This is a genomic window from Sphingomonas sp. CFBP 13603 (assembly GCF_014892665.1).
Taxonomy (GTDB): Bacteria; Pseudomonadota; Alphaproteobacteria; order Sphingomonadales; family Sphingomonadaceae; genus Sphingomonas.
Genome location: NZ_JADBIA010000001.1, coordinates 262259 through 288827 on the forward strand (window position 1 = coordinate 262259; position 26569 = coordinate 288827).

Consider the following 26569-nt stretch of genomic DNA (forward strand, 5'->3'; position numbering starts at 1 on the left):
TCTGGCGTCTTGCCCGGCATGGCGGCTGAGCGCACCTCGCCTATTTCTAGTCTAGCCGTTCAACTTCGGGTGTCAGTGTGGCACAATGATGGCGTGTCCGACGATGACGACCCCGATCGCGCGACAGGGCGCTCCAAAACCCGCGGTAAAGAGCGGTCCGCCGGCCGTGGCAATACGCGCAAGGCCGACCGCGCACCGCCAAAGCCGATCGATGCCGCCGCGCTGGAGCGGATGGCGCTGCGCTATGTCGAGCGGTTCGCGACCACGCGGGGGCGGTTAACCGATTATCTGATGCGCAAGATCCGTGAGCGGGGTTGGGATGGTGGCTCTGCCGCGGCGTTGGCCGAGCCTGGCGAGCTCGCGCAACGGATGGCCGATCTGGGTTATGTCGACGACCGTGCGTTCGCCGAGCAACGTGCTGCTGCGATGCAGCGCCGAGGGCTGGGCGCGCGGCGTGTCGCGGGAGCCTTTCGCGAGGCCGGGATCGATGATGGCGATGCGGAATCGGTCGCGCCTGCGATTGCCGATCGTGCGGTCGAATCTGCGCTCGCCTTTGCCCGTCGGAAGCGAATCGGACCGTACGGCAACGGCGAGGCGGACAGGAAACTTCAGGAAAAACAGCTCGCCGCGATGCTGCGCGCCGGTCACCGGTTCGACCTGGCGCGCAAAATTGTTGCTGCACCGCCGTCCGATACGCCGGAATTGGTGGATTTCGATTGAGTTCGGCAACGGATTCGTTGCGGTAGCGACGAAGCGTGCTATCTCGGCGTTCAGGGGTGTGACAATGCGTAACGACACGCAACAGGATGCGGACATGATAGTCGCGGCGGTATCGCCGGCCGTAGCGATGGCGACGCCGCTGGTGGGGCCGATGGTGGCGCCGATCGCTGCGACCGTCGCGAACGGTGAAGACGTGCGCGCGATCGGTGGCGTCATCAAATGGTTCGACGTGACCCGGGGCTTCGGATTCGCGGTCGCGGACGACGAAGACGTGGGCGATATCCTCGTGCATTTCTCGGTCCTGCAATCACATGGCCGTCGCAGCCTTCCCGAGGGTGCGCGCGTCGAGACACTGTCGGTCCAGCGCGGTCGCGGTTTCCAGGCGCGCGAGATCGTGTCGATCGACATGACCAACGCGGTCGAGGAGGTCGTGCGCGCCGTGTCCTCGCCCGATCGGGTCGATCCGATTGCGATGATCGACGCGGCGGGACCGTTCGAAGCGGCATCGGTGAAGTGGTTCAACCGGTTGAAGGGTTACGGCTTTCTGGTACGGAGTGCCGATGGCAGCGACATCTTCGTCCACATGGAAACGCTGCGCCGCGCCGGAATCGAGACGGTCGAACCCGACCAGCCGCTCCGCGCGCGCGTGGTCGAAGGGCGCAAGGGACCGCTTGCCGTCGCGGTCGAAGAGGATCCTGGATGAATCTGGTTGCGAAGGCCGTGTTGGCCGCGGTGCTGGCGCTGGGCGTCGGCGCCGGGGGTGTCGCGTACATGAATAGCAGCACCGACACCGAAGCGGCGAAGGACGGCACGCTTGGGCTGACGATCAAGAGCGCGAACGGGGCGCATGCGTTCCGGGTCGAGAGCGCGAAGACGGCGGCCGAGCAGGCGCGCGGACTCATGTTTCGCACCGACCTGAAGCCCGATCGCGGGATGCTGTTCTGGCCGTATCCCGCCACGGGAGGCAAGCCGGTGGAGGCCAACTTCTGGATGAAGAACACGCCGAGTTCGCTCGATATCATCTACATCCGTAGCGACGGGACGATCGCGCGGATCGCGGAGAATGCCGTGCCGTTTTCGGAAGTGCCGATACCGTCGGGCGAACCGGTCGGGGCCGTACTGGAACTGATGGGCGGACGGGCTGCGGAACTGGGGATCGCCGAGGGCGATCTGGTGACGTGGGACAAGGCGGAGTAGGCGCGGGCGGTTTGTCGTACGTCTAACAATTTCATCCGACCGCGCGATATCGTTGAAGGAATTACACCGCCCCGGCGAAGGCCGGGGTCCAGTTGGGTGACGTCGCCAACTGATGCTGCGCTCCGTTACCGCGGCCTCTCCAACTGGGCCCCGGCCTTCGCCGGGGTGGTGGCCTTGCTTGAAGCGTCCTCTAAAAGTTGCTGGTCGGTGAGGGCTAACCCTTCCAAGTAGAAAAGACTGTTTCCCCGCGAAGGCGGGGACCCAGACTGGGCTCCCGCCTTCGCGGGAGAACAAGGAAGCGGGAACCGTTGCAGGCAAGGGCCCCTGATCACAACGGCGAACCTCCACGATCCTCCCCCGCCAGGGGGAGGTGGCAGGCATAAGCCTGACGGAGGGGGAGGAAGCAGGCCACCCATGTTCCGTATCCTCCCCCTCCGTCTGGCAAGCGCCAGCCACCTCCCCCTGGCGGGGGAGGATCGAGAGTAGCGGCGGCCTTCCCCCAACGATCATGGTTGAAGCCCGTCGCCAGTCGGGTTAAGCGCCAGCCATGGGCTTTCTCGCATCGACTTTCACGTGGTGGAACGGCGCCACCCTCGGCACCAAATTCGGCTTGCGCAGCATGGCGAAGAAGGGCGAGGACGCGCTTGGCAACGTCTATTACGAAGGTGGCAAGGACACCGCCGGCAACCCGCGCCGCTGGGTGATCTACCAGGGCGCGACCGACGCGAGCCGCGTGCCGCCCGCGTGGTTCAGCTGGCTGCATCACCAGGTCGACGACGTGCCCGATCGCGCATTGCCGCCGATCCGTGCGTGGCAGAAGCCGGCCGTGCCTAACATGACGGGTACCGCGCTCGCCTATCGTCCTGCCGGTGCGCTCGAAAAGGGTGGCCACCGCGCCGCCGCGACGGGCGATTACGAAGCCTGGACGCCCGAAGGGTGATCATGCGCTGGCTCGCCGCGGCCGTGTTGGTCGTGGCGTTGGCGGTGGGCGGCTGGTTCGGATACCGCGCGCTCACCTCGCCGGCTGCGCCGGTCGCCACGGTTCAGCAGGACCTCCCCGGTCCGGATGAGGCCGGCACTTCGTCGATCGAGACTATCGAGACAGGTACGGCGGCGATCGCCAATGGCGGCACCCCGATGGCGCAGCGCGTGGCCGTGCTGGGCTTGCTCAACAAGCGTAACGGCGAAACCCATGACGTGACGCTCAAGCCGGGCCAGTCGACCCGGATGGGCGACGTCGTGCTGCGCCTCCGCGAGTGCGAGCAGACCGCACCGTGGGAGCAGGAGCAGCTGACCGGCGCCTTCGTGCAGGTGCTGGTGCGTGGCGTCGACACGCATTGGCGTCGGTCGTTCTCGGGCTGGTTGTACAAGGAACGCCCCGCGCTGAACGCGGTGCAGCACCCGATCTACGACGTCTGGACCAAGAGCTGTGCGATGACCTTCCCGGAGACCGGCCCCGATACTGCGCCGCCTGCGGAGGCCTTGCCTGCCAAGCGATCGAGTGCGCGGAAATCGCCCGCGGATGCGACGCCCGCCGCGGCCGACGCGCCGAGCGCGCCTTCGAGCGACGCGCCCAGCAACGCGACGTAATCCGCACGGTCGATCTCGATCGCGCCGAGCGAGGCGAGATGCGAGGTCTGGAACTGGCAGTCGAGTAGTGTGAAGCCGCCGGTCCGCAGGCGCGCGACGAGGTGCGCTAGTGCGACCTTGGAGGCGTCGGTGGCGCGGCTCACCATGCTTTCGCCGAAGAACGCGCGGCCCAGCGCGAGGCCGTAGAGCCCGCCGACCAGCTTGCCGCCGTCCCAGCATTCGACAGAATGCGCGAACCCCATCGCGTGCAGCGTCTGGAAGACGCGCTCGATGCCGTCGTTGATCCACGTCTCGGGGCGGCCCTCGACGCTTTCGGCGCACAGTTGCACGACACGCTCGAACGCGGTGTCGACGGTGACCTGAAACCGGTCCGCGGCGATCGTCTTCCTGAGCGAGCGGGAGAGCTGGAAGCCGTCGAGCGGGAGGACGGCGCGGCGGCGGGGTTCGACCCAATACACGCTGGCGGCGTCGCGACTGTCCGCCATCGGGAACACGCCGACCGAATAGGCGCCGAGTACGAGTTGGGGGTCCAGGACGTCGCTCATGCGGTTAGCCGGTGTTCGATCCGACGCCAGAGATCGGCGAACGCCTGCGCGGCGGTAGAGCGGGGGGCGAACGCACCGACCGGCGCGCGCTTGACCGCCATCGATTCGATCCCGCTCGCCATCGGGATGACCGGCCAGTCGGGGTGACGGGACAGCGCCTCGGCGTGCAGCGCGCGACGTTTGTCGACCATCACGTGGACGGGGAGCAACGGCGTGCGACCGCCGAGATGCTGGACGACCGCGTCGTACGCGCGGGTCGAGAGCGGGGAGGGGATGACGGGAATTACGATCAGGTCGGCGGCGCGCATCACCTGATCCGCCGTCTCGGTCAGGCCGGGCGGGCAATCGAGGATCACGCGGTCGTAGCTGGCGAGTTCGGACAGCAGCTTGGCGAGGCGCTTCTTCTTGTCCAACTCGTGGAACAGCTGGTCGAGACCGCGCAGCGACGCGTCGGCGGCGATCAGGTCGAGATGTGGGTAGGCGGTCGGTCGCGCCTGTTTGGCGACCGCGACGTCCTTCGAGAACATCGCCTGCGCCTGGTCGGCCTTGGCCCCGACTCCATGGGGTCCGCCGAGTACCCAGCTCGAGGCGGCCTGCGGGTCGAGATCCCAAAGCAGCGTGCGGCGCGCGGACAATGTCGCGGCGCACCAGGCCAGGTTCACCGAAAGCGTCGTCTTCCCGACGCCGCCCTTGAGGCTGTAGATCGCAACGGTTGCCATCGGTCTAGCGTGCCGGTCTGCGGCGATCAGGGCAAGGGTGCGCGGCGCAAAGAAAAACGGCCGGCGGATGATCCGCCGGCCGTTTCAGAACAAACAAGACGTCGAAGACTTACGCGTGGCAGGTCTGGGCGGACTTGCCGGGCGCGGTCAGCGTGACGTTGGTCTCGCTGCCGGTCATCGACCAGCCGCCCTCGGCGGTCTTCGGCGCACCGGCGACATCCGACTTCAGCGTCGTTGCGGGGCCATCCTTCTTGGTCTTGACGACGGCCTGCTTGTCGCCCTGGAAGAACGTCACGAACAGAAGGCTGTTGTCCTTGCAACGCAGCGTTGCCTCGGACTTGATCGCGGGCGGAAGCTCGACCGGCGCGGCGTTGGCGAGCGTATTCGCCATCGGATCGGGATTGCTATCCAGCACCTCGGGCGAAGCGGGCTTGGAGTTGCAGGCTGCCAGCACGAGCAGCGCGGCGACGGCGGTCATGGGGAGGATTTTCATAGCGGCCATCGCTTCGCGCATGCAGCATTGGGCGTCAAGGTTTATGGTTTACGCTACGGCCCGATCGCGATGAACGGGGCAGCCGATCCTCATGGGCCGGGACGTTGTCTGCCGCCGTTCCGATATCCGCTGCCGGTGCGTATCTCACTCGCGGCCCGGGCTATTGCGATCCATCAGACCGCCCTGCGGATAGAGCCGGGCCTCGACCAGCGCGAGCGGCGTCGCGATGTGCGCCGCGATCAGCGTGTCCCCGGCAGCTTCCATGACGTCCGAAGCCTCCTTCAGGAGGGCTTGGGCACGCAGATAGTTTTTCACGACATCCTTCTCCTGCTTCCGAGTCGGTCGGCTAACATAGATCATATCATCTATACTTCCGGGACGTGGTGCAATGGGATGCGGCCGCGGAGTTTTCGGTCGTGGTAATGCCCGTGAGGGCACGCCCATTTAACGGCGCAAACTTTCGCTCGCTTGCTCCTGGGGGAGTGCCGCGCCACATAGCGGGCATGCACACGACACCTGATACGCTCGCCCTCATCGGCAATACTCCGCTCGTCCGCTTGAAGGGGCCGAGCGATGCGACCGGCTGCGATATCTTCGGCAAGTGCGAATATGCGAACCCTGGTGCATCGGTGAAGGACCGCGCGGCGCTGTTCATCGTCGAGGATGCGGAGCAGCGCGGGTTGCTCCAGCCGGGCGGGACGATCGTCGAGGGCACCGCGGGCAATACCGGGATCGGCCTCGCGCTCGTCGCCAACGCGAAGGGCTACAAGACGATCATCGTCATGCCCGAGACGCAGAGTCGCGAGAAAATGGATACGTTGCGCGCGCTCGGCGCCGAACTGGTGCTGGTGCCGGCCGCGGCATTCTCGTCGCCATGCCATTTCGTCCACACGTCGCGGCGCATCGCCGAGGAAACGCCGGGCGCCATCTGGGCGAACCAGTTCGACAACACCGCCAATCGCCGTGCGCATATCGTCGGAACCGCGGAGGAAATCTGGTCGCAGATGGGTGGGCGAATCGACGGCTTTACCTGCGCGGCGGGAACCGGCGGCACGATCGCCGGGGTCGGGCTGGGGCTCAAGGCGAAGGACGAGAGCGTCTGCATCGCACTCAGCGATCCTCACGGTGCTGCGCTGTATAATTACTACGCTCACGGCGAGTTGAAGGCGGAAGGATCTTCGGTCGCCGAAGGGATCGGGCAGGGGCGTATCACCGCCAATCTGGAGGGAGCGCCGATCGATACGCAGTTCCGGATCTCGGACCAGGAGGGCTATGCCTGGGTCCGGCGACTGCTCGACGAGGAGGGGCTCTGCCTCGGGCTGTCGTCCGGGATCAACGTCGCCGGTGCAGTGGCGCTGGCCAAACATCTAGGCCCCGGCAAGCGGATCGCGACGATCCTGTGCGATACCGGATTCCGCTATCTTTCGACGCTGTACGATCCCGAATGGCGCCGGGCGAAGGGTCTGGCTTGAGCGGTCCGGTTCCCCAGAATCGACAGAAGCGCGGCAGTCGGGTATCGAGGTGGGGCAAGATGAAGTTACCGCACGAACCTTCCCAGACGATGCAGCGCATCAAGGTAGGCATGATCGGCCTCGCCGCGGTCGTGCTGCTGATCGGGCTCGCGAGCGCAATCATCGGTTCGACGAATCGTGAACGGCCGGTCGCGACCGCGGGTACGGCGCAGGCCGACGTGGTGGCGAACATGGGTGTTTCCAATGTCACCGAAGCCGCCGGTGCGGGTGAACCGCTAGCGGAGATGGGCGTGGCGCCGAGCGCCAACGCGCAGGCACCCGCACAGTAATCACCAGCGCAACGCTGCAATCCTTCGCTCGCTTTCCCTCAGGGAGGGGTGAGCGTCGTGCTCCATCGAAGTGTGCCTAGCCTCAGCTTCGGTCGGCTGCGGGACAAACGCTTATCGTGGCCCATCCCCGAATTTCCCCAGCGCTGATGACCGCTTGCTGCCGGTCACATCCAATTCGCCCGCAAATCCCCCCGAACTGAGCGTCGAAACCGGCGTCAAATCCGTCCAATCCCCAAAAATCCCGTTGCGTCCCCGAAGCGCTATGGTAGATGGAGGTTAATACAGGGGCATTTTCATCGTTCGCTGAAAACGCGGTCGAAACGTAGCGATGGCTGCTTTTCGAAGCGGTGAAGCGTGCGCGCCAGTTCGAAGGGTTTTGGCGTGTCGGTACGGGGTCGCTATCAAGGAGACGGTATCGGCCTTGTCGACGACAAGGGGCGGGTAGCCATCCCCTCGGCGCTTCGCACCACGCTCTCGGCAAATGCGCCCAAGGCGAACGGCAAGGACGGCGGGACCATCATCATCGGCGCGCATCAGAAGAATCGCTGCCTGGTCGCGTATGATCCCGGTTACGTCGACATCCTCGCCGAGCGCCTCGATCGCCGCGAATCCGAGAACACGTCCGAGAACGGCGAGTACGACTACAACATCAAGCGCGCCGCAGCATCCGGCGAAGCGGTGCCGTTCGACGGCTCCGGGCGCTTCATCATGCCCGCGTTCCCGCGCTTCTATGCGGGCATCAAGGGCCACGCGTTTTTCTACGGCGTGCTCGATTATATCGAGATCTGGGACCCTGCGACGCTGATCGCCACCGACGGCATGCCCCCCGTCGTCAAGGAGATGGCGCGCTTCTACATGGCCGAGAAGGGGGTGCAGCTGTGAGCGGCCCTGATGCTCCGCATATCCCCGTCCTGCTCGACGAAGTCCTGGCTGCGCTTTCCCCTGAGCCTGGCGAGACGATGGTCGACGGCACGTTCGGTGCGGGCGGCTACACGCTGGCGTTGCTCAAGTCGGGCGCGCGGATCGTCGCGTTCGACCGCGATCCAGACGCGATCGCCAATGGTCGCGCGATGGAAGAGGCCGAGGAAGGCCTGACGCTGATCGCCGCGGACTTCTCGGCGATGGCGTCCGAACTCGAATCGCGCGGCCTTGCCCCGGTGGACGGCGTGACGCTCGATATCGGCGTGTCGTCGATGCAGCTCGACCAAGCCGAGCGCGGCTTCTCGTTCCAGTCGGATGGCCCGCTCGACATGCGGATGGCGCAGGCCGGCATGTCGGCGGCGGACTTCGTCAACGAGGCGGACGAGAACGAGATCGCCGACGTGCTCTATCAATATGGCGACGAACCAAAGTCGCGGCGCGTGGCGCGCGCGATCGTCGCGGCGCGCCCGCTGACGCGGACCGGCGAGCTGGCGCACATCGTCCGCCGGGCGCTCGGCTACAAGGCGCACGACAAGAAGGACCCCGCGACCCGCGCGTTTCAAGCGATCCGGATCCACGTGAACCGCGAGTTGGGCGAACTCGCCGACGGGTTGCTTGCGGCCGAGCGCGTGCTGAAACCCGGTGGCCGGCTCGCGATCGTGACGTTCCACAGCCTCGAGGACCGGATGGTGAAGCGCTTCCTGCGCACGCGGTCCGGTGGGTCGCCTTCAGGTTCGCGTCATCTTCCGCAGGTGAAAGCCGTTGCGGAACCAAGTTTTTCTCACGTCGGCCGCGGTGTTCGCGCCGGCGAGGCCGAGATCGCACGCAACCCGCGCGCGCGCTCGGCAACATTACGGACGGCGCGGCGGACCTCCGCGCAACCCTGGACGGAAGAGGTGACGACATGACGGCGGCGTATCGGATGAAGGGTGTGGGCTGGTTCGGGGGCTGCGTGGCCGTCGTGCTCGGTTTCTACCTCGTGTCGCTGCAGGTCGCCGCCGAGCGCAAGAAGCTGGAGGCGGTCAATGGTCAGATCCGCTCCGCGCAGCGCGACATCCGTGCGCTCGAAACGGAGTTCGACACGCGGGGCAATCTGGCGCAGCTCGAGCGCTGGAATGGCGATACGCTGGCACTGTCGGCACCGACGGCGGGCCAGTTCGTCGTGAGCGAGGCTGCGCTCGCGGCGCTCGACGTCAACAGCCTGCGCGCGGACGGGATCCAGACCGCCGCGCTGCTCGTGCCGTCTGGGGCGGGGTCCGTCGTCTCCACGTCGATCGTCCCGGTCACCGCCGCTCCTGCCGTGGTGAAGCTTGCTCCGGTGCAGATGGCGCAGGTTACCGCACCGCGCGCGATGAACGTCGCGATCCAGGCTGCGTCGAAGACCGCGCTCAAGCCGGTCGTGATCCGCGCGTCGGTGTCGACGCCGCGCTCGGCCGAGGCCGCACTCGTCCGCGCCGCCAAGACCGAGCGCCTCGCCGCCGTCGCCAAGGTCCGGCCGCAGGCAGTGGCGATGCTCGACCGGAAGCTCCTGTCCGACACGACGCTGGGTGACATCATGAGCGGCGCCCGCTCCGAGAGCCGTAAGCGGCGGTGACCGCTTTGGTCGCCCGGCCCGTCTCGCAGCAACGTAGCGCCAACCAGCGTCATGCACTGGTGGCGACGGCGCACACGCGCCTGATGATGCTGATGTTCCTGTTCGGAGCAGCGGTGCTGGTGGTGGTCGGGCGGCTCGGGATGCTGGCAGTGCAGGCGTCGCTCGCCGATCCGCAGGCGCGCTCGGCGGCGATCGCCGCGCGCGGGGATATCGTCGATCGCAACGGCGCGCCACTTGCGCGGACGATCGACGCGTGGACGATCGCGGTACACCCGAAGAAGCTGATCGGCGATCCGACCGAGATCGCCAGCAAGCTCGCCGCGCTGATGCCCGAGGCAGGCGACCAGGCGCATTATTATGCGCTGCTGACGTCGGGCAAGAGCTTCATCTATCTCCAGCGGCGCGCGTCGCCGGCGCTGGTCGAGCAGGTCAATGCGATCGGCGAGCCGGCGATCGTGTTCGACCGCGATACGCAGCGGCTGTACCCTCAGTCGACGATGGCGGCGCACGCGCTGGGCTTCCTGTCGACCGCGGGCCACGGCATGAGCGGGATGGAGCGCGTGCTCGACGAGCGGCTGACCAATCCTGCGCTCAACGGTACGCCGGTCGCGCTGTCGCTCGACAACCGCGTGCAGGCGGCGATGGAGAGCGAACTCGGTCGCGCCATGACGACGTTCTCCGCGCGAGGGGCGGGCGGCATCGTCCTCGACGTCGCGACTGGCGAAGTGATCGCGATGGTCTCGCTGCCGACGTTCAACCCCAACCGCGTCGGCATGTCGGGCAGCGAGCAGCTTCGCAATATCACGACTCAGAGCGTGTTCGAGCTTGGCTCGACGTTCAAGCCGATCACGATGGCGACCGCGATGGATACCGGCGTCGTGACGTCGTTCGCGCGGCGCTTCGATGCGACGCATCCGCTCCAGGTCGGGCGCTTCACGATCCACGACGAGCGCGGCGATCCGAAGCGCTGGCTCAACATGGCCGAGACGCTGATCTACTCGTCGAACATCGCGACGGCGCGGGTTGCCGACGAGGTCGGGCCGGCGAAGATGCAGGCGATGTTCAAGAAATTGGGCTTCGATACCAAGCCCGATATCGAACTGCGCGAGAAGGGCCGTCCGTTGTGGCCGAAATACTGGGCGCGGACGACGACGATGACCACTGCCTATGGCCACGGCATCGCGGTGACCCCGCTGCATCTGGCGAGCGCGTATGCGGCGCTGGTCAATGGCGGGATCTGGCGGCCGGCGACGTTGCTCAAGGTCGCGCCGGGGCATGCGGTTGCTGGTCGTCGCGTGATCAGCGAGCAGACCAGCGCGCGGATGCGGCAGATGCTGCGGCTGATCGTGCAGCGCGGTACGGGTCGCAAGGGCGATGCGCCGGGCTACCGCGTCGGCGGCAAGACCGGGACGGCCGAGGCCGCTGTGTCGGGTGGCTACGATCATTCGCGCAACGTGGCGACGTTCGCCGCGGCATTCCCGATGGATGCGCCGCGCTATGTCGTGCTGGCGATGCTCGATTCGCCGCTCGGGACCAAGGAAACCGCCGGGTGGAAGACCGCGGCGTGGAATACCGCGCCGGTGGTCGGCCGGACGATCTCGCGCGTCGGTGCCATCCTGGGCGTGGTGCCCGACGCGCACCGCGACATCGACGAGTCTGACATCCTGCCTACTTTGTGGCAGGACCCGTCGCGTACACAGCCGACCGGGCAATGAGGACTATTGCATGAAACTCGCAGCGCTGACCGATGGGACGGAAGAGGCGCAGGTGACGGGGTTCGCGATCGATCACCGCAAGGTCGCGCCGGGCACGGTGTTCGGCGCATTCGAAGGCGCGCGCGTCAACGGCGAGGATTTCGTGGCCGATGCGATCCGGTCTGGTGCGATCGCGGTGGTCGCGCGGCCGGGGCTTACGGTCGAGGGCGCCACCTACATCGCCGATGACAATCCCCGCGAGCGGTTCGCGCAATTGGCCGCGAAGTTCTTTGCGCCGTTTCCCGAGACTTCGGTGGCGATTACAGGGACGAACGGGAAGACGTCGTGTGTCGAGATGACTCGGCAGCTCTGGCGGATGGCGGGTTTTCATGCGGCTTCGATCGGCACGCTGGGGGTTACGACGGCCGACGAGCGGGTGACGACCGGGCTGACCACGCCGGACGTGGTGACGTTCCTGTCGAACGTGGCGGGGCTCGCGCGCGAAGGCGTGACGCACCTGGCGTTCGAGGCGTCCAGTCATGGGCTCACGCAGTACCGAACCGAGGGGCTTAAGGTGGCTGCCGCGGCGTTCACGAACCTCAGCCGCGATCATCTCGACTATCATGGCGACATGGCGGCGTATTTCACTGCCAAGATCCGGTTGTTCTCGGAAGTGCTTTCGACTGACGGCGCTGCGGTGGTGTGGGCGGACGATCCTCAATCGGCGCGGGTGATCGACTTGGCGCGCGAGCGCGGCAACCGGCTGATCACGGTCGGGACGCAGGGCGAGACGTTGCGGCTGGTCGGCCGCGATCCGACCTTGCTGGGGCAGGGGCTGACGATCGAGGCGGAAGGCCAGACGTACAAGGTCACCTTGCCGCTTATCGGCGCATACCAGGCAGCGAATGCGCTAGTATCAGCCGGGCTGGTGATTGCTACCGGTGGTAACGTGGCCGGGACGATTGCAAACCTCGCGCGGTTGCAACCGGTCCGCGGACGGCTCGAACGCGCGGTGATCGCGAAGTCGGGTGCGCCGGTGTACGTGGATTACGCGCATACACCCGATGCGCTGGAGGCGGCAATCGCCGCGCTCAAGCCACATGCTGGCGGCAAGCTGATCGTGGTGTTCGGGGCAGGTGGCGACCGCGATACCGGCAAGCGCGAGACGATGGGACAGGTCGCGGTGCAACACGCGGATCGCGTCATCGTAACCGATGACAATCCGCGGACCGAGGATGCGCGGGCGATCCGGTGCGACGTCCTGAAGGGTGCGCGCGGGGCTGAGGAAATCGGCGACCGGCGCGCGGCGATCGGCGCGGCGGTGCGCGAGGCTGGGCCCGAGGATATCGTGCTGATCGCGGGGAAGGGGCATGAGCAGGGGCAGATCGTCGGCGACATGGTCCTGCCGTTCGACGACGTGACGGTCGCGCGGGAGTGCGCGGCGTGAGGGCGGCTATCTTCTTCCCCCCTCCCGCAAGCGGGAGGGGCCGGGGGTGGGCTCGCGGGTTCGGCAGGCGCTGCGCTTCGGCGATAGCGCGTGCCCACCCCCCGACCCCCTCCCGCTTGCGGGAGGGGGGGAAGTGAGTCTCTGGACTTCAGCCGAGATCGCTGCCGCTACCGGCGGCGGCGCGTCGGGTAATTTTTCCGTCAGCGGCGTCGCGTTCGACTCGCGCGAAGTCGGCCCCGGTGACCTCTTCATCGCGATGAAGGGTGAGGCCAGCGATGGCCACCTTTTCCTCGACCAAGCCTTCGCACAGGGCGCGGCTGGGGCGATCGTGTCGGAGCCTTGCGATCATCCGCACGTCCTCGTCGCCGACAGTTTCGCTGCGCTGAACGCGCTCGGCCGCGCCAGCCGCGCGCGCTCCACCGCCAAGATCATCGGCGTCACCGGTTCCGTGGGGAAGACCAGCGCGAAGGAAGCGCTGTTCGCGTGCCTCGACCGTGCATCCCCCGGCGAGGTGCATCGCTCGGTCAAGAGCTACAACAACCACACTGGCGTCCCGCTGAGCCTTGCCCGGATGCCGCGGGACGCGAAATTCGGTGTATTCGAGATGGGGATGAACCATGCCGGCGAACTCGCCGAGCTGACCCAGGTCGTGCGGCCGCACATCGCGATGATCACTGCGATCGCGCCTGCGCATACCGCGTTCTTTCCCGACGAGAGCGCGATCGCCGATGCCAAGGGGGAAATCTTCGCCGGGCTCGAACCCGACGGGACCGCGATCGTCCCCTATGACAGCCCGCACCGCGACCGCCTGCTCGGCCACGCCGCGCCGCATGCTGCGCATATCGTCACGTTCGGCAGCGAAAAGGGCGCAGACGTCCGCGCGATCGAGGCGATGCGGCTGCCGACTGGCGGGACGTTCGTCACCGCGCGGATGGGGCAGGGGGCCGAGCATGAGCTGAGCTTCACGATCGCGCAGCCCGGTGCGCACTGGGTGTCCAATGCGCTTGGCGTGCTTGCGTGCGTGCAAGCGGCCGGGGGTGATCTCGGGCTGGCTGGGCTCGCGCTGGCCGAACTCGGTGGCCTGCAAGGTCGCGGTGCGCGGTCGCTGGTGACCGTCGGCGAGGGCCAGGCGCTGGTGATCGACGAGAGCTACAACGCCAACCCTGCCTCTATGCGTGCGACGCTCAGCGTCCTCGGGCATGAACCCGGCCGCCACATCGCGGTGCTCGGCGAAATGCGCGAATTGGGCGAGGGCTCCGACGACTATCACGCCGCCCTCGCCGAGCCGATCCTCGCTGCACGCGTCGAAATGGCGCTGCTCGTCGGTGAAGCGATGGCGCCGTTAGCGCAGGTGCTTGAGGGACAGATCGAAACCGTCCATGTGGGCGACGCTGCGGCCGCGCTCGCGTCGTTACGGACGATCCTGGCGCCGGGCGATGTCGTGCTCGTCAAAGGATCGAACGGGGTTGGCCTCGCGCGCGTCGTAGCGGGTCTCCAGGCTGGCCTCAAAGGCGGGATTAACTGAATGTTGTACTGGCTCGCCGAGCATCTGGGGTTTCCCGGTCTGCTGAACCTCATCCGTTACCAGACGGTGCGGACCGGGGGGGCGGTCGCGACCGCGCTGATCATCGGCCTGATCATCGGGCCGAAGTTCATCGGCTGGTTGCGCGTGCGCCAGGGCAAGGGCCAGCCGATCCGCGCCGACGGCCCGCAGTCGCATCTGTCGAAGCGCGGGACGCCGACGATGGGCGGGCTGATGATCCTGACCTCGATGTGCCTCGCCATCTTCCTGTGGATGGACCTGAGCAATCCGTATGTCTGGGCGTGCCTGTTCGTGACGCTCGGTTTCGGGACGATCGGGTTCCTCGACGACTATGACAAGGTGCGCAAGGCGAGCACCGCGGGAATCAGCGGGCGCACGCGGTTGCTGCTCGAGTTCATCATCGCCGGCGTCGCCGCGACGATCATCATGTCGCAGAACGGTCCGCATCTGTATCTGCCGTTCACGTCGCGCATGTATCTGGATCTCGGCTGGTTCTTCCCGGTGTTCGCGGCGTTCACGATCGTGTCGTTCGGCAATGCGGTAAACCTTACGGATGGGCTCGACGGGCTGGCGACGATGCCGGTGATCATTGCGAGCGTCGCGTTCATGGTCATCGTGTACCTGGTCGGGAACGTGAAGTTCGCGGACTACCTCGGTATTCCGCATGTCCCTCGCGCGGGTGAGTTGGCGATATTCTGCGGGGCGATCGTTGGCGCGGGGCTCGCGTTCCTGTGGTTCAATGCGCCGCCGGCTGCGGTGTTCATGGGCGATACCGGGTCGCTGGCTTTGGGCGGCGCGCTGGGGACGATCGCGGTCGTCGCGCATCATGAGATCGTGCTGGGGATCATCGGCGGGCTGTTCGTGATCGAGGCGCTGTCGGTGATCATTCAGGTGTTCTTCTACAAGCGCACCGGCAAGCGCGTGTTCCGGATGGCGCCGATCCACCATCATTTCGAGCAGCTCGGCTGGGCCGAGGCGACCGTCGTGATCCGGTTCTGGATCATCGCGCTGGTGTTGGCGCTGGTCGGCCTTTCGACGTTGAAGTTGCGGTGATTGTTGCGAACGCCTGGCGCGGAAAACGCTACGCGGTGCTGGGGTTGGCGCGGTCTGGGGCTGCGACGGTGCGGGCGTTGGTGGCTGGCGGGGCGAGCGTGGTCGCTTGGGATTCGGATGAAGCTCGGCGTGACGCAATCCTCCCCGGTACGGGGAGGGGGACCAGCTCTGCTGGTGGAGGGGGGGCTGTTCCAGGCGTTTCGCTTGCGGATGCCCCCCTCCACCACCAGCCTGCGGCTGGCGGTCCCCCTCCCCGTGCCGGGGAGGATTTGATCGTCGCTCCGTTAGATGATCTCTCGGCCTTCGACGCGTTTGTCGTCTCGCCGGGCGTGCCGCTCAACACGCACCCGCTTGCCGCCGCGGCGCGCGTTGCCAGCGTGCCCGTCATCGGCGACATCGAGCTCTTCGCGCAGGCGCGGGGCGACCTACCTCCGCACAAGGTCGTCGGCATCACCGGCACCAATGGCAAGTCCACCACCACCGCACTCGTCCACCACATCCTCAAGACCGCCGGCATCCCCACGCTGATGGGCGGCAATATCGGCCTGCCGATCCTCGAACAGGAAGCGCTCCCCGAGGGCGGCGTCTACGTGCTCGAACTGTCGAGCTACCAGATCGACCTGACGCAGACGCTCGATTGCGACGTCGCGGTGCTGCTGAACATCACGCCGGATCATCTCGATCGGTATGACGGGTTCGAGGGCTATGCCGCTTCCAAGGCGCGGCTGTTCGCGATGCAGTCGGCCGAGCATGACGCGGTCATCGGCATCGGCGACACGCCGTCCGCGCAGATCGCGCGCGGGCTGTCGGCGAAGGGCGAGCACCTCACCAAGATCGCGCCCGGCGTGTGCATGGATCAGCGCGATTGGCCGACGCTCCAGGGACCGCACAACGCCCAGAACGCACTCGCCGCGATCGCCGTCGTCAAGGCGCTTGGTATAAGCGAAGTCGACATCGACCGAGGCCTCACCAGCTTCACCGGTCTTCCCCACCGCATGGAGCAGATCGCCTCGTACGACGGCGTCGCCTATGTCGACGACAGCAAGGCGACCAATCCCGAGAGCACCGCGCCGGCTTTGGCTGCGTTCGACCGGGTCCACTGGATCGTCGGCGGCCGCGCGAAAGGGGACGACCTCGACGCATGCAAGCCCGCCTTCGGCCACGTCGTCCACGCCTACACGATCGGCGAGGCTGGCCCGAAATTCGCTGAAATCCTGAAAGACTTCATGCCCGTCGATAACGTCGGTACGCTGGACGCTGCCGTCCGAGCCGCCGCCGCAAACGCCAAGCCCGGCGACACTGTCTTGTTATCCCCAGCCTGTGCTAGCTTCGACCAGTTTCTCGATTACGAAGCGCGCGGGGCCGCGTTCCGCGCGGCGGTGGAGTCGCTGGCATGACCGATATCCGCGCTGGTAGGATCGACGTTAGGGGCGATATGGGCACACCGAACACCAGCATCGTCGCGAAGATGAAGCGGCGCGGCGGGCGGGGCGATCAGTCGCCGCTCGGCACGTGGTTCTGGGATATCGACCGGATGCTGCTGCTGTTGACGCTGTTCCTGATCGCGATCGGGCTGATTGCGGTCGCGGCGGCGTCGCCGGCGAGCGCGGTCCGCTATTCGGGCGAGCACCACAAGATCGCGCCGCTCTACTATTTCTGGCGGCAGTTGATGTGGGTCGGCGTGTCGCTCCCCGTGTTGTTCGGCGTGTCGATGATGCCCGTGTCGATGGCGCGGCGGATGGCGATCGGCGGATGCGCGCTGTTCGTGCTGATGCTGATGGTGACGCCGTTCATCGGGGTCGAGGCGAACGGTGCACGCCGCTGGCTCGGCGTCGGGTTCGCGCAGTTCCAGCCTTCCGAGTTCCTGAAACCGCTGTTCATCGTCACGGTCGCGTGGCTGTTGTCGTTGCGCGCGAAGGATGCCGAGTTGCCGACCGTGCTGATCACCGGCGCGATGACCGCAGGTGTCGCGGTGCTGCTGATGCTGCAACCCGATTTCGGCCAGACGATCATCTTCTGCTCGGTGTGGATGGCGCTGCTGATGATCGCAGGGACGCCGGCCAAGGTGATGCTCGGCCTCGTCGCGATGGCGCCGGCGGGGCTCATTGCCGCTTATGTCTTTTACGGCGTGGCGCGGTCGCGGATCGACGCGTTCCTGTTTCCGGGTGTCGAGGGCGAGGGTGCAGGCGATCATTTCCAGACGAATGCCGCGCATAATACGCTGACCGCGGGCGGCTGGACCGGGACGGGGCCGGGCGCGGGTGCGGCGAAGTTCGGCCTGCCCGAGGCGCATACCGACTATATCTTCTCGGTGATCGGCGAGGAATTCGGGCTGATCGCGTGTTCGGTGATCGCGGTGATCTTCCTCGCGATCGTGGTGCGCGTGTTCGTCAAGCTGTTGGACGAGCAGGACGAATTCAAATTGCTGGCCTCCGCCGGCCTCGCGACGCAGTTCGGCGCGCAGGCGCTGGTGAGCATGGCGGTGAACACCGGCCTCGCGCCGTCGAAGGGTATGACGCTGCCGTTCATCAGCTATGGCGGGTCGTCGATGATCGCGTTGTCGGTCGGCATGGGGTTGCTGCTGGCGTTTACCCGGCGCAATCCGTTTCTCACGCGGAGCCCCTATGTCGTCCGCTGGAGTGGTGAATGAGTAAGCATTACGTCCTCGCAGCCGGTGGCACGGGCGGACACATGGTCCCGGCAGCGGCGCTCGCCGCCGAGTTGACCAAGCGTGGCCACCGCGTCGCGCTGGTCAGCGATGCGCGCGGCGTGCGGTTTCCGGGGCTGTTCGAGGATATCCAGACGCATGTCCTGCCCGCCGGACGCTTTACCGGCGGGCCGCTTGGTTGGGCTCGGGCCACGCGGGAGATGTGGCGCGGGCGGGCGATGGCGCGCGAGCTGTACCAGACCTTCAAGCCCGCCGCGGTGATCGGCTTTGGCGGCTATCCTGCATTGCCGGCGTTGCTGGCGGCGTTTGCGGAAAAGATACCGACCGCTGTGCATGAGCAGAACGCGGTGCTGGGGCGCGTGAACCGCTTCGTCGCGGGACGCGTCGATGCGATCGCGACCTCGTCCGAGCCGACCGAGCGCCTCGCGCCGAAGCTGCTGGGCAAGGCGCATCTGGTCGGCAATCCGGTGCGCGAGGCCGTGCTCGCGCTGCGCTCGCGGCCGTATCCATTGCTGGAGGAGGATGGGATTTTCCGCGTGCTCGTGACCGGTGGCAGCCAGGGGGCGAGCATCCTGTCTCAGGTCGTGCCTGACGGACTGGCGATGCTGCCGGTGACGTTTCGGCGGCGGTTGCAGGTGACTCATCAGGCGCGGATCGAGGATATCGATGCGGTCCGCGCGAAGTACGCCGAGCATCATATTCCGGCCGAGCTGGCGACGTATCTGCCGGATATGCCCGAGCAGCTGGCCTGGGCGCATCTGGTGATCGCACGCGCTGGGGCGTCGACGATTTCGGAACTGACCGCGGCGGGGCGTCCTGCAATCCTGGTGCCTCTGCCGGGCGCGACCGACGATCACCAGACCGTGAACGCGCGCGAGATCACGCGGGCGGGCGGCGCGCGGACGATCGCGCAGGGAGATTTTACCGCAGTGGAACTGGCCAAGCAGATGCAGAAACTCGGGCTCGATCCGGCGGCGTTGCAGAATGCGGCGGGCCGTGCGCGGAGTTGCGGGCGGCCGAACGCGGCGAGTGATCTGGCCGATCTGGTCGAGAGCCTCGACGCGCCGTTGTCGCGCATTCCGGTCGGTGCGCCCTCGAAGCCCAAGGCGCAGTTCGCATGAAGGGCGTCGCGACGGATATCGGCACGATCCATTTCGTCGGCATCGGCGGGATCGGCATGTCGGGCATCGCCGAGGTGATGAAGAACCTCGGCTACCGCGTGCAGGGGTCGGACGTGGCCGAGGGCTATGTCGTGCAGGGGTTGCGCGACAAGGGCATTCCGGTGGCGATCGGCCATGCCGCGTCGAACATCGGCGATGCGGCCGTGGTGGTCGTGTCGACCGCGATCGTGCGCTCGAACCCGGAGGTCGAGGCGGCGTTGAATGCCCGCGTGCCGGTGGTGCGGCGTGCGGAAATGCTCGCCGAGCTGATGCGGTTGAAGTCGACCGTCGCGGTCGCGGGCACGCATGGGAAGACCACGACGACGTCGATGGTGGCGGCACTGCTCGATGCTGGCGGGGTCGATCCGACGGTCATCAATGGCGGGATCATCAACTCGTACGGCTCGAACGCACGGCTGGGCGCGAGCGACTGGATGGTGGTCGAGGCGGATGAGAGCGACGGCAGCTTCCTGCGGCTCGACGGCACGATCGCGGTCGTCACCAACATCGATCCCGAGCATCTCGATCATTACGGCTCGTTCGATGCGGTGAAGGATGCCTTCGTCGAGTTCGTCGAGAACGTGCCCTTCTACGGCGCGGCGTTGCTGTGCCTCGACCATCCGGAGGTGCAGGGGATCCTGCCGCGGGTGCGTGATCGACGGGTCGTGACGTACGGTTTCTCGGCGCAGGCTGACGTGCGCGGGGTGGAGGTTACGCCGATCCCGGGCGGTAACCGCTTCGATTGCGTGGTGCGCGAGCGTGATGGCGCGACGCGGACGATCTCGGGAATCGAGATGCCGATGCCGGGGCGGCACAACGTGCAGAATGCGCTGGCGGCGATCGGCGTGGCGCTGGAGCTGGGGATCGCGGATGCGACGATCCAGCAGGGGTTCGCCAAGTTCGGGGGCGTGAAGCGGCGGTTTACCAAGGTCGGCGAAGTGGCTGGCGTCACGATCATCGACGATTACGGCCACCACCCGGTCGAAATCCGCGCCGTGCTGGCGGCGGCGCGCGAGGGCGTGAAGGGGCGCGTAATCGCGGTCGTCCAGCCGCATCGGTATTCGCGACTTGGCAATCTGATGGAGGATTTCCAGACTGCGTTCAACGACGCGGACCGGGTGCTGGTGACGCCGGTCTATGCTGCGGGCGAGGCGCCTGTGGAGGGCGTCGATGCGGCGGCTCTGGTCGAGGGGTTGAAGCGGCGTGGGCACCGGTTTGCGGGTGTGGTTGCTGACGCTGACGCGCTGGCGGTGGAGTTGGCGGCGACGATCGAGGCGGATGACATGGTCGTGTGCCTCGGCGCTGGCGACATTACGAAATGGGCGGCCGGGTTGGCGGATGCGATCGCCGCCGAGCGCGCGAAGGTGCTGGCGTGAGTGGCGCGTCGCAAATCCTCCCCGGTACGGGGAGGGGGACCATGCAGGGCATGGTGGAGGGGGGCGTCCACGAGCGTAACGCTTTGGGCGGGCCCCCCTCCACCACCTTCGGCGGTTCCCCTCCCCGTGCCGGGGAGGATCTGCGGGGTACTCTGACGGCTAATGGAAGTCTGGCGGACTTTATCTGGTTTCGTACCGGTGGCCCGGCGGAGTGGCTGGTGCGGCCTTCGGATGTCGATGATCTGGCCGGCTTGCTTAAAACGCTCGACCCATCAACTCCAGTGCTTCCCGTCGGCGTAGGCTCGAACCTGATCGTGCGCGATGGCGGCGTGCCGGGGGTCGTCGTGCGATTGCCTAAGGCGATGGCCAAGGTTTCGGTGCAGGACGGCCGCGCTCGTGCGGGCGCGGGGGCGATGGGGATTACCGTTGCCAGTGCCGCGCGGGATGCTGGTATTGCCGGGCTTGAGTTTCTGCGTGGGATTCCGGGTACTGTCGGCGGAGCGGTTCGGATGAACGCGGGGGCTTATGGTCGCGATGTCAGCGATATTCTCGTCGAGGCTACCGTGGTTACGCGAGAGGGTTCGGTCGAAGTCTGGTCCGCTGATAAACTTGGTTTCACCTATCGTCATTCGGACCTGCCCGCGGGAGCCGTCGTGGTCGAAGCCGTGTTCTCCGGGACGCCCGGCGAGCCGGCCGTGATCGGTGCGGAGATGGACCGGATCGCGGCCGAGCGCGAGGCTTCGCAGCCGCTGCGTTCGCGCACCGGGGGGTCGACATTCAAGAATCCCGAGGGGCACAAGGCTTGGGCGTTGATCGACGCGGCCGGGTGTCGGGGGCTGACTCGCGGTGATGCGCAGGTCAGCGAGAAGCATTGTAATTTCCTGCTGAACCTCGGGTCCGCGTCGAGCGCGGAGATCGAGGCGTTGGGTGAAGAGGTACGCGACAAGGTGAAAGCGCATTCGGGGGTGACGTTGGAATGGGAAATCCAGCGGGTTGGGATCGCGAAGTGAGCGCGCCGCTTCACATAGCGGTCCTGATGGGCGGCTGGTCGGCGGAGCGTGAGGTTTCGCTGATGTCGGGTAATGGCTGTGCGGATGCGCTGGAGTCGCTCGGGCACCGGGTTACGCGGATCGATATGGGGCGGGATGTTGCCGCCAAGCTCGCCGAGGCCGAGCCTGATCTCGTGTTCAATGCGCTGCATGGGACGCCTGGTGAGGATGGCTCGGTGCAGGGGCTGCTCGACCTGATGGGTCTGCGCTACACGCATTCCAGCCTCGCGACGTCGGTGATCGCGATCGACAAGGTGCTGACCAAGCTGTTGCTGGTCCCCGCGGGCGTGCCGATGCCGGGCGGGCGGATCGTCAAGTCGGCGGATCTGTTCGAGAGCGATCCGATGGCGCGGCCGTACGTGCTGAAGCCGGTCAACGAGGGTTCCTCGGTCGGCGTGGCGATCGTCACCGATAGCGGCAATTACGGCAATCCGATCGCGCGCGATAGCGTGGGCCCGTGGGGCGAGTTCGAGGAACTCCTTGCCGAGCCGTATATCCGTGGGCGCGAGCTGACGACCGCGGTGCTCGGCGGCAAGGCACTTGGCGTGACCGAGTTGAAGCCCAAGAGCGGCTGGTATGATTACGACGCGAAATACACCGATGGGATGACGGTGCACGTCTGCCCGGCGGAGATTCCCGACGAGATTACCGATGCTTGCAAGAGCCTCGCGCTCGAAGCGCATCGGTTGCTCGGCTGCAAGGGCGCGTCGCGGTCGGATTTCCGGTGGGACGACGAGCGCGGCGTCGACGGGCTTTTCCTTCTCGAGGTGAATACGCAGCCGGGGATGACGCCGCTGAGTCTCGTCCCCGAACAGGCGCGGCATATCGGCATGAGCTATGCCGAGCTGGTCCAGGCGATCGTCGACGAGGCGCTTCAGGACCATCCTTCTCCATGAGCCGCACGATCAAGCGCGGTCCGCCGCCCAAGCGGCCCGCCCCGCGCCGGAAGGTCGCGGTCAAGAAGGTTTCGGTGATGGACCGGCTGGTCGGGATGCTCCCGGTCAGCGAGGACACGCTCCGGAAAATCGCGACGTGGTCGATTCTCGGCGCGGGTGGTGCGGTGGCGATCGCGGCGGCGACGTGGGTCGGCATCCCCGGGATGATCGGCGCGGCGGTGGCCGAGGGTGCCGGGCGCGCGGGCTTCAAGGTCGAGCAGATCGAGGTGACGGGTCTCAAGCGGATGGACCGGATGTCGGTCTATGCGGTCGCGCTGGAGGACAAGCAGAACCAGACGTCGATGCTGTCGGTCGACCTGGAGGCGGTGCGGCAGAAGCTGCTGCGCTATGGCTGGATCGCGGACGCGCATGTCTCGCGGCGGCTGCCCAACACGATGCTCGTCGATATCGTCGAGCGCACGCCGGCTGCGGTGTGGCAGGACAATGGGCAGTTGACGCTGATCGACTCGTCGGGCGTGCTGCTGGAGCCGGTCCAGCCGGATGCGATCCCGAACCTGCCGCTGGTGATCGGGCCGGGCGCGGATCGGCAGGAGGCGTCGTACCAGACGCTGCTCGCCGCCGCGCCTGCGCTCAAGCCGCGCGTGAAGGCGGCGACCTGGGTCGGCAATCGGCGCTGGGACCTGACGTTCGAGAGCGGCGAGACGTTGGCGCTGCCGGAAGACGGTGCGCCGCGCGCGCTGGTGAAGTTCGCCGAACTGGATGGGGCGAGGCCGCTGCTGGGGCGCGGCTGGATCCGGTTCGACATGCGCGATCCGACCAAGCTGGTAGCGCGCAAACCGGGCGCGAGCCTGGCGCACAGCGTCGACGTGCCGGCACCTGCCAGCGCGGGGGCAAGCACTTCGGCAACGGGCGAAACTACGAATACTCCGTCGCAAACGGCGGGCGCGAACGTAACGGGCGGGGAGGGATGACATGGCAAAGGTGGCACCGGAAGGGCTGATCACGGCGCTCGATATCGGGTCGTCGAAGGTATCGGCGATGATCGCGCAGAAGGGGGACGGGGGCGAACTGATCGTGCTCGGCACCGGCCAGCGCGAGAGCCGTGGCGTTAAGCGCGGCTATATCGCCGACATGGCGACGACCGAGGCGGCGGTGCGCGAGGCGGTCGAGCAAGCCGAGCGGATCGCGGGCATCAACATCGAGAATGTCTGGGTCGGGTTCTCGGCCGGCGGACTCGTGTCCGACGTCGCCGAGGTCGAGTTCGAGCTGGGCGGCCACCGGGTCGAGCAGCAGGATATCGATGCTTTGCTCGCCGCCGGGCGCAACTCGATCGATCCGCAGGGCCGCATGGTGCTCCACGCGCAACCCGCTCTCTATACGCTCGACGGGCTGACGGGCGTGAAGACCCCGCTCGGTCTGCATGCCGACCGGCTCGGCGTGCATATCCATGTCGTCGCCGCGGACGGTTCGCCGGTGCGCAACCTCGATCTGTGCGTGCGGTCGGCGCATCTCGAAGTGAAGTCGATCATCGCCTCGCCGGTCGCGACGGGCTTGGCGTGCCTGAGCGACGAGGAGCGCGAGCTTGGCGTCGCGCTCGTCGAGATGGGGGCGGGGATCACCAACGTGTCGCTGTTCGCCGGCGGCATGCTGGTCGGGCTGACCTCGATCCCGATCGGCGCGCAGGACATTACCGACGACATCGCCAGCGCGTTCGGCACGCGGCGCCAGAATGCCGAGCGGATGAAGTGCTTCCACGGCTCGGCCAATGCGAGCCCTCGCGATAATCACGACATGATCCCGGTCATGCCGATCTCCGCGGAGGACGGCGCGGGCGAGGGGGCTCAGATCACCAAGGCGCAGCTGATCGGCGTGATCCGCCAGCGGCTCGAGCATCAGATGGGCGAAGTGCGCAACGCGCTCACCAAGCTGAAGTTCGAGGGGCCGGTCGGGCGTCAGGTCGTGCTGACCGGCGGTGGTGCCGAGCTGAAGGGCATCGCCGACTATGCGCAACAGGCGCTCGGGCGGTCGGTGCGGATCGGTCGACCGCGCGGGTTGACCGCATTGCCCGAAGCGCATGGCGGTCCGGCATTCGCAACGCTAGCGGGGTTGGCCTTCTACGCGGCGACCAACCCGATCGACCTTCGCGGGCTCGCGCCACAGCGGACGACGGTGCATCGGCCAAAGGGTATGGGCATGATGCGCAAGTTGATTCAGGCGGCACGCGCGAATTATTAAGAGTTTCGAGGGCGCTGGCGTTATTTCGGCTGGAACAGGCCGTGACGTTGGTGCACACAGATTAATCAGGGGCCCGGCCGTAGCGTATCTACCGGGTTGTGCGGAGAACGGCGATGAGCATCGAATTCCTTAGTCCCGAAGTGGACGATCTGGCCCCCCGCATCGCGGTGATCGGCGTCGGCGGCGCGGGCGGCAACGCGATCGCCAACATGATGCGGGCCGACGTCCAGGGCGTCGACTTCCTCGTGGCAAACACCGACGCGCAGGCGTTGAAGCAGTCGACCGCACCGCAGCGGATCCAGCTCGGCACCAAGATCACGCAGGGTCTCGGCGCGGGCTCGCGTCCCGAGATCGGTCGCGCCGCCGCCGAAGAGACGATCGACCAGCTCGCCAAGATGCTCGAAGGCGCGCACATGTGCTTCATCACCGCCGGCATGGGCGGCGGCACGGGTACGGGCGCGGCGCCGGTCATCGCCAAGGCGGCGCGTGACATGGGCATCCTGACGGTGGGCGTCGTGACCAAGCCGTTCGCGTTCGAGGGCAATCGTCGCGCAAAGTCGGCCGAAGGCGGCATCGACGAGCTGCAGAAGTATGTCGACACGCTGATCGTCATCCCGAACCAGAATCTGTTCCTCATCGCCAACGCGAACACGACCTTCAAGGAAGCGTTCACGATGGCGGACGAGGTGCTCCAGCAGGGCGTCCGCAGCATCACCGACCTGATGGTGATGCCGGGCCTCATCAACCTCGATTTCGCCGACGTCCGCTCGGTGATGCAGGAGATGGGCAAGGCGATGATGGGCACTGGCGAGGCTAGCGGCGACAACCGCGCGCTCGAGGCCGCGCAGAAGGCGATCTCGAACCCCCTGCTCGAAGGCGTCAGCATGCGCGGTGCGAAGGGCGTCATCATCTCGATCACCGGCGGCGACGACATGCGCCTGCTCGAGGTCGACGAGGCCGCGAATCACATCCGCGATCTGGTCGATCCCGATGCGAACATCATCTGGGGCTCGGCGTTCAACCAGGAGCTCGAGGGCAAGATCCGCGTCTCGGTCGTCGCGACCGGGATCGACGCCGATGCGCGTCCGCCGGAAGTTGCGCCCGAGCCGACCCGCTCGTTCAGCTTCGGATCGCGCAAGACCGACGAGAATACGTCGTTCCGTCCGAGCGAGCCTGCCGCTTCGTCGGTCGCGCCTGCTGCTTCGTCTGCTGACGAAGAGCCGCTCGACCTAAACGCGTCGTCGGAAGTCGAGCCGTCGGCATCGAAGTCGGATGACGAGCTGGTGCTCGGTGCCGAGACGATGGTGCCGCAGGCCGCGCCTGCGCCGGTTGCTCCTGCACCGCAGCCTGCTCCCGCGCCGCGCACGTATGGCGAAGAGCCTTACGGCCGCGGTCCGATCGCGCGTCCGGCTTCGGCATCGTCGGTGCCGCCGGCTCGCGCGCCGGCCGTTCCGGTGCCGACGCCGGCAGCGGACGAGGGTGGTGCACGTCGCCGCTGGCTCGCCCCGGGTGCCGAGGCTGCCCCTGAGGCGGTGCCGGCAGCACCGCGCGTGAAGCTCGGCGGTACGCTGTTCGAGCGCATGTCGAATGCGGCACGCGGCGCAGCGAAGGAAGACGGCGAGGCGGCTCCCCAGGATCCGCTCGACATCCCCCGTTTCCTGCATCGTCAGAACAACCAGTAAGCCGGGAACATCCCGACTTATCAATATCTTGCACGATCCAGCCCTGACCTCCCCTCTCCCATCGGGAGAGGGGGATACGCCAGAGGCGGCGACGAGTGAGGGCATGTCGAGCAGGGCTTTCGCGCTTGCGTACGCAAAACCCTGCATTCGTCGCCGCCCCAGCCCAGTTCGCCGCGCGCATGCGTG

Annotated in this window: 26 protein-coding genes and 1 pseudogene; 23 read left to right on the top strand and 4 right to left on the bottom strand. The window is 66.7% G+C overall.

All coding sequences use genetic code 11. From position 1 onward, the window contains the following. Positions 1-18: 18 nt before the first annotated feature. The 5 genes and pseudogenes from IFR23_RS01210 to IFR23_RS20490 form a co-directional block, all read left to right on the top strand. On the top strand, positions 19-720 hold the full coding sequence (locus tag IFR23_RS01210) for a regulatory protein RecX (protein ID WP_342344839.1): 702 nt from the start codon (positions 19-21) through the stop codon (positions 718-720). Between the two features lie 151 nt (positions 721-871). After that, positions 872-1423 carry a cold-shock protein gene (locus tag IFR23_RS01215; RefSeq protein WP_244655411.1) on the top strand — a complete coding sequence of 184 codons (552 nt, stop codon included), beginning with the start codon at positions 872-874 and terminating at the stop codon, positions 1421-1423. A 68-nt stretch (positions 1424-1491) separates the two neighbouring features. Next, positions 1492-1917, top strand: coding sequence for a DUF192 domain-containing protein (locus IFR23_RS01220; protein ID WP_192974617.1), 426 nt, complete (start codon positions 1492-1494; stop codon positions 1915-1917). A 547-nt stretch (positions 1918-2464) separates the two neighbouring features. Then, entirely contained in the window at positions 2465-2857 is a 393-nt protein-coding gene (locus IFR23_RS01225) for an NADH:ubiquinone oxidoreductase subunit NDUFA12 (RefSeq protein WP_056060269.1), read from the top strand. Between the two features lie 197 nt (positions 2858-3054). Continuing rightward, positions 3055-3288: pseudogene (locus tag IFR23_RS20490) on the top strand (DUF2155 domain-containing protein); the annotation flags it as partial. Positions 3289-3323: 35 nt separating this feature from the next. On the opposite strand, the gene aat reads toward IFR23_RS20490, so the two are convergent. The 4 genes from aat to IFR23_RS01250 form a co-directional block, all read right to left on the bottom strand. After that, positions 3324-4052 (bottom strand): leucyl/phenylalanyl-tRNA--protein transferase, encoded by a 729-nt coding sequence (gene aat, locus IFR23_RS01235; protein ID WP_192974366.1) that lies wholly within the window; start codon positions 4050-4052, stop codon positions 3324-3326. After that, entirely contained in the window at positions 4049-4771 is a 723-nt protein-coding gene (locus IFR23_RS01240; protein WP_192974368.1) for a ParA family protein, read from the bottom strand. The genes aat and IFR23_RS01240 overlap by 4 nt, the downstream gene beginning before the upstream one ends. A 109-nt stretch (positions 4772-4880) precedes the next feature. Then, positions 4881-5249, bottom strand: coding sequence for a hypothetical protein (locus IFR23_RS01245; RefSeq protein WP_374956412.1), 369 nt, complete (start codon positions 5247-5249; stop codon positions 4881-4883). A gap of 159 nt (positions 5250-5408) precedes the next feature. Beyond that, the gene (locus tag IFR23_RS01250) at positions 5409-5579 is read right to left on the bottom strand and encodes a hypothetical protein (protein ID WP_181321065.1); all 171 of its coding nucleotides are present in this window, start codon (positions 5577-5579) and stop codon (positions 5409-5411) included. A 188-nt stretch (positions 5580-5767) separates the two neighbouring features. On the opposite strand from IFR23_RS01250, the gene IFR23_RS01255 reads away from it, so the two are divergent. The 18 genes from IFR23_RS01255 to ftsZ all read left to right on the top strand — a co-directional run bounded on the left by IFR23_RS01255 (position 5768) and on the right by ftsZ (position 26383). Continuing rightward, a complete protein-coding gene (locus IFR23_RS01255; RefSeq protein WP_192974369.1) occupies positions 5768-6736 on the top strand; it encodes a cysteine synthase A in 969 nt (322 codons plus the stop codon). A 59-nt stretch (positions 6737-6795) separates the two neighbouring features. Beyond that, positions 6796-7065, top strand: a complete 270-nt coding sequence (locus tag IFR23_RS01260; protein WP_244655382.1) for a hypothetical protein — start codon at positions 6796-6798, stop codon at positions 7063-7065. 354 nt (positions 7066-7419) lie between these two features. Next, on the top strand, positions 7420-7947 hold the full coding sequence (locus IFR23_RS01265) for a division/cell wall cluster transcriptional repressor MraZ (protein WP_247599619.1): 528 nt from the start codon (positions 7420-7422) through the stop codon (positions 7945-7947). Next, positions 7944-8894, top strand: a complete 951-nt coding sequence (gene rsmH / locus IFR23_RS01270) for a 16S rRNA (cytosine(1402)-N(4))-methyltransferase RsmH (protein WP_192974370.1) — start codon at positions 7944-7946, stop codon at positions 8892-8894. Before IFR23_RS01265 ends, rsmH begins: the two co-directional genes overlap by 4 nt. Next, on the top strand, positions 8891-9580 hold the full coding sequence (locus IFR23_RS01275) for a hypothetical protein (protein ID WP_192974372.1): 690 nt from the start codon (positions 8891-8893) through the stop codon (positions 9578-9580). The genes rsmH and IFR23_RS01275 overlap by 4 nt, the downstream gene beginning before the upstream one ends. Then, positions 9577-11295, top strand: coding sequence for a peptidoglycan D,D-transpeptidase FtsI family protein (locus IFR23_RS01280; RefSeq protein ID WP_060526690.1), 1719 nt, complete (start codon positions 9577-9579; stop codon positions 11293-11295). Before IFR23_RS01275 ends, IFR23_RS01280 begins: the two co-directional genes overlap by 4 nt. 10 nt (positions 11296-11305) lie before the next feature. Then, a complete protein-coding gene (locus tag IFR23_RS01285) occupies positions 11306-12721 on the top strand; it encodes a UDP-N-acetylmuramoyl-L-alanyl-D-glutamate--2,6-diaminopimelate ligase (RefSeq protein WP_192974373.1) in 1416 nt (471 codons plus the stop codon). 133 nt (positions 12722-12854) lie between these two features. After that, on the top strand, positions 12855-14246 hold the full coding sequence (locus IFR23_RS01290; RefSeq protein ID WP_192974374.1) for a UDP-N-acetylmuramoyl-tripeptide--D-alanyl-D-alanine ligase: 1392 nt from the start codon (positions 12855-12857) through the stop codon (positions 14244-14246). Beyond that, positions 14247-15317 (top strand): phospho-N-acetylmuramoyl-pentapeptide-transferase, encoded by a 1071-nt coding sequence (mraY, locus tag IFR23_RS01295; RefSeq protein ID WP_056051331.1) that lies wholly within the window; start codon positions 14247-14249, stop codon positions 15315-15317. It abuts the gene before it with no gap. Further along, positions 15314-16714 carry a UDP-N-acetylmuramoyl-L-alanine--D-glutamate ligase gene (gene murD / locus IFR23_RS01300; protein WP_342344840.1) on the top strand — a complete coding sequence of 467 codons (1401 nt, stop codon included), beginning with the start codon at positions 15314-15316 and terminating at the stop codon, positions 16712-16714. Before mraY ends, murD begins: the two co-directional genes overlap by 4 nt. Before the next feature lie 71 nt (positions 16715-16785). After that, the gene (locus IFR23_RS01305; RefSeq protein WP_060526809.1) at positions 16786-17967 is read left to right on the top strand and encodes an FtsW/RodA/SpoVE family cell cycle protein; all 1182 of its coding nucleotides are present in this window, start codon (positions 16786-16788) and stop codon (positions 17965-17967) included. Beyond that, on the top strand, positions 17964-19106 hold the full coding sequence (murG, locus tag IFR23_RS01310; RefSeq protein ID WP_192974378.1) for an undecaprenyldiphospho-muramoylpentapeptide beta-N-acetylglucosaminyltransferase: 1143 nt from the start codon (positions 17964-17966) through the stop codon (positions 19104-19106). Before IFR23_RS01305 ends, murG begins: the two co-directional genes overlap by 4 nt. Continuing rightward, the gene (gene murC, locus IFR23_RS01315; RefSeq protein WP_192974380.1) at positions 19103-20521 is read left to right on the top strand and encodes a UDP-N-acetylmuramate--L-alanine ligase; all 1419 of its coding nucleotides are present in this window, start codon (positions 19103-19105) and stop codon (positions 20519-20521) included. Before murG ends, murC begins: the two co-directional genes overlap by 4 nt. Positions 20522-20571: 50 nt before the next feature. Beyond that, a complete protein-coding gene (gene murB, locus IFR23_RS01320; RefSeq protein WP_192974618.1) occupies positions 20572-21531 on the top strand; it encodes a UDP-N-acetylmuramate dehydrogenase in 960 nt (319 codons plus the stop codon). Then, the gene (locus IFR23_RS01325) at positions 21498-22466 is read left to right on the top strand and encodes a D-alanine--D-alanine ligase (RefSeq protein ID WP_197978230.1); all 969 of its coding nucleotides are present in this window, start codon (positions 21498-21500) and stop codon (positions 22464-22466) included. The genes murB and IFR23_RS01325 overlap by 34 nt, the downstream gene beginning before the upstream one ends. Then, a complete protein-coding gene (locus IFR23_RS01330; RefSeq protein WP_192974384.1) occupies positions 22463-23437 on the top strand; it encodes a cell division protein FtsQ/DivIB in 975 nt (324 codons plus the stop codon). Before IFR23_RS01325 ends, IFR23_RS01330 begins: the two co-directional genes overlap by 4 nt. Position 23438: 1 nt before the next feature. After that, positions 23439-24701: a cell division protein FtsA gene (gene ftsA / locus IFR23_RS01335; protein WP_056051322.1), complete on the top strand. Its 1263-nt coding sequence runs from the start codon at positions 23439-23441 to the stop codon at positions 24699-24701. 113 nt (positions 24702-24814) lie between these two features. Further along, positions 24815-26383 (top strand): cell division protein FtsZ, encoded by a 1569-nt coding sequence (ftsZ, locus tag IFR23_RS01340; protein WP_192974385.1) that lies wholly within the window; start codon positions 24815-24817, stop codon positions 26381-26383. Positions 26384-26569 lie beyond the last annotated feature (186 nt).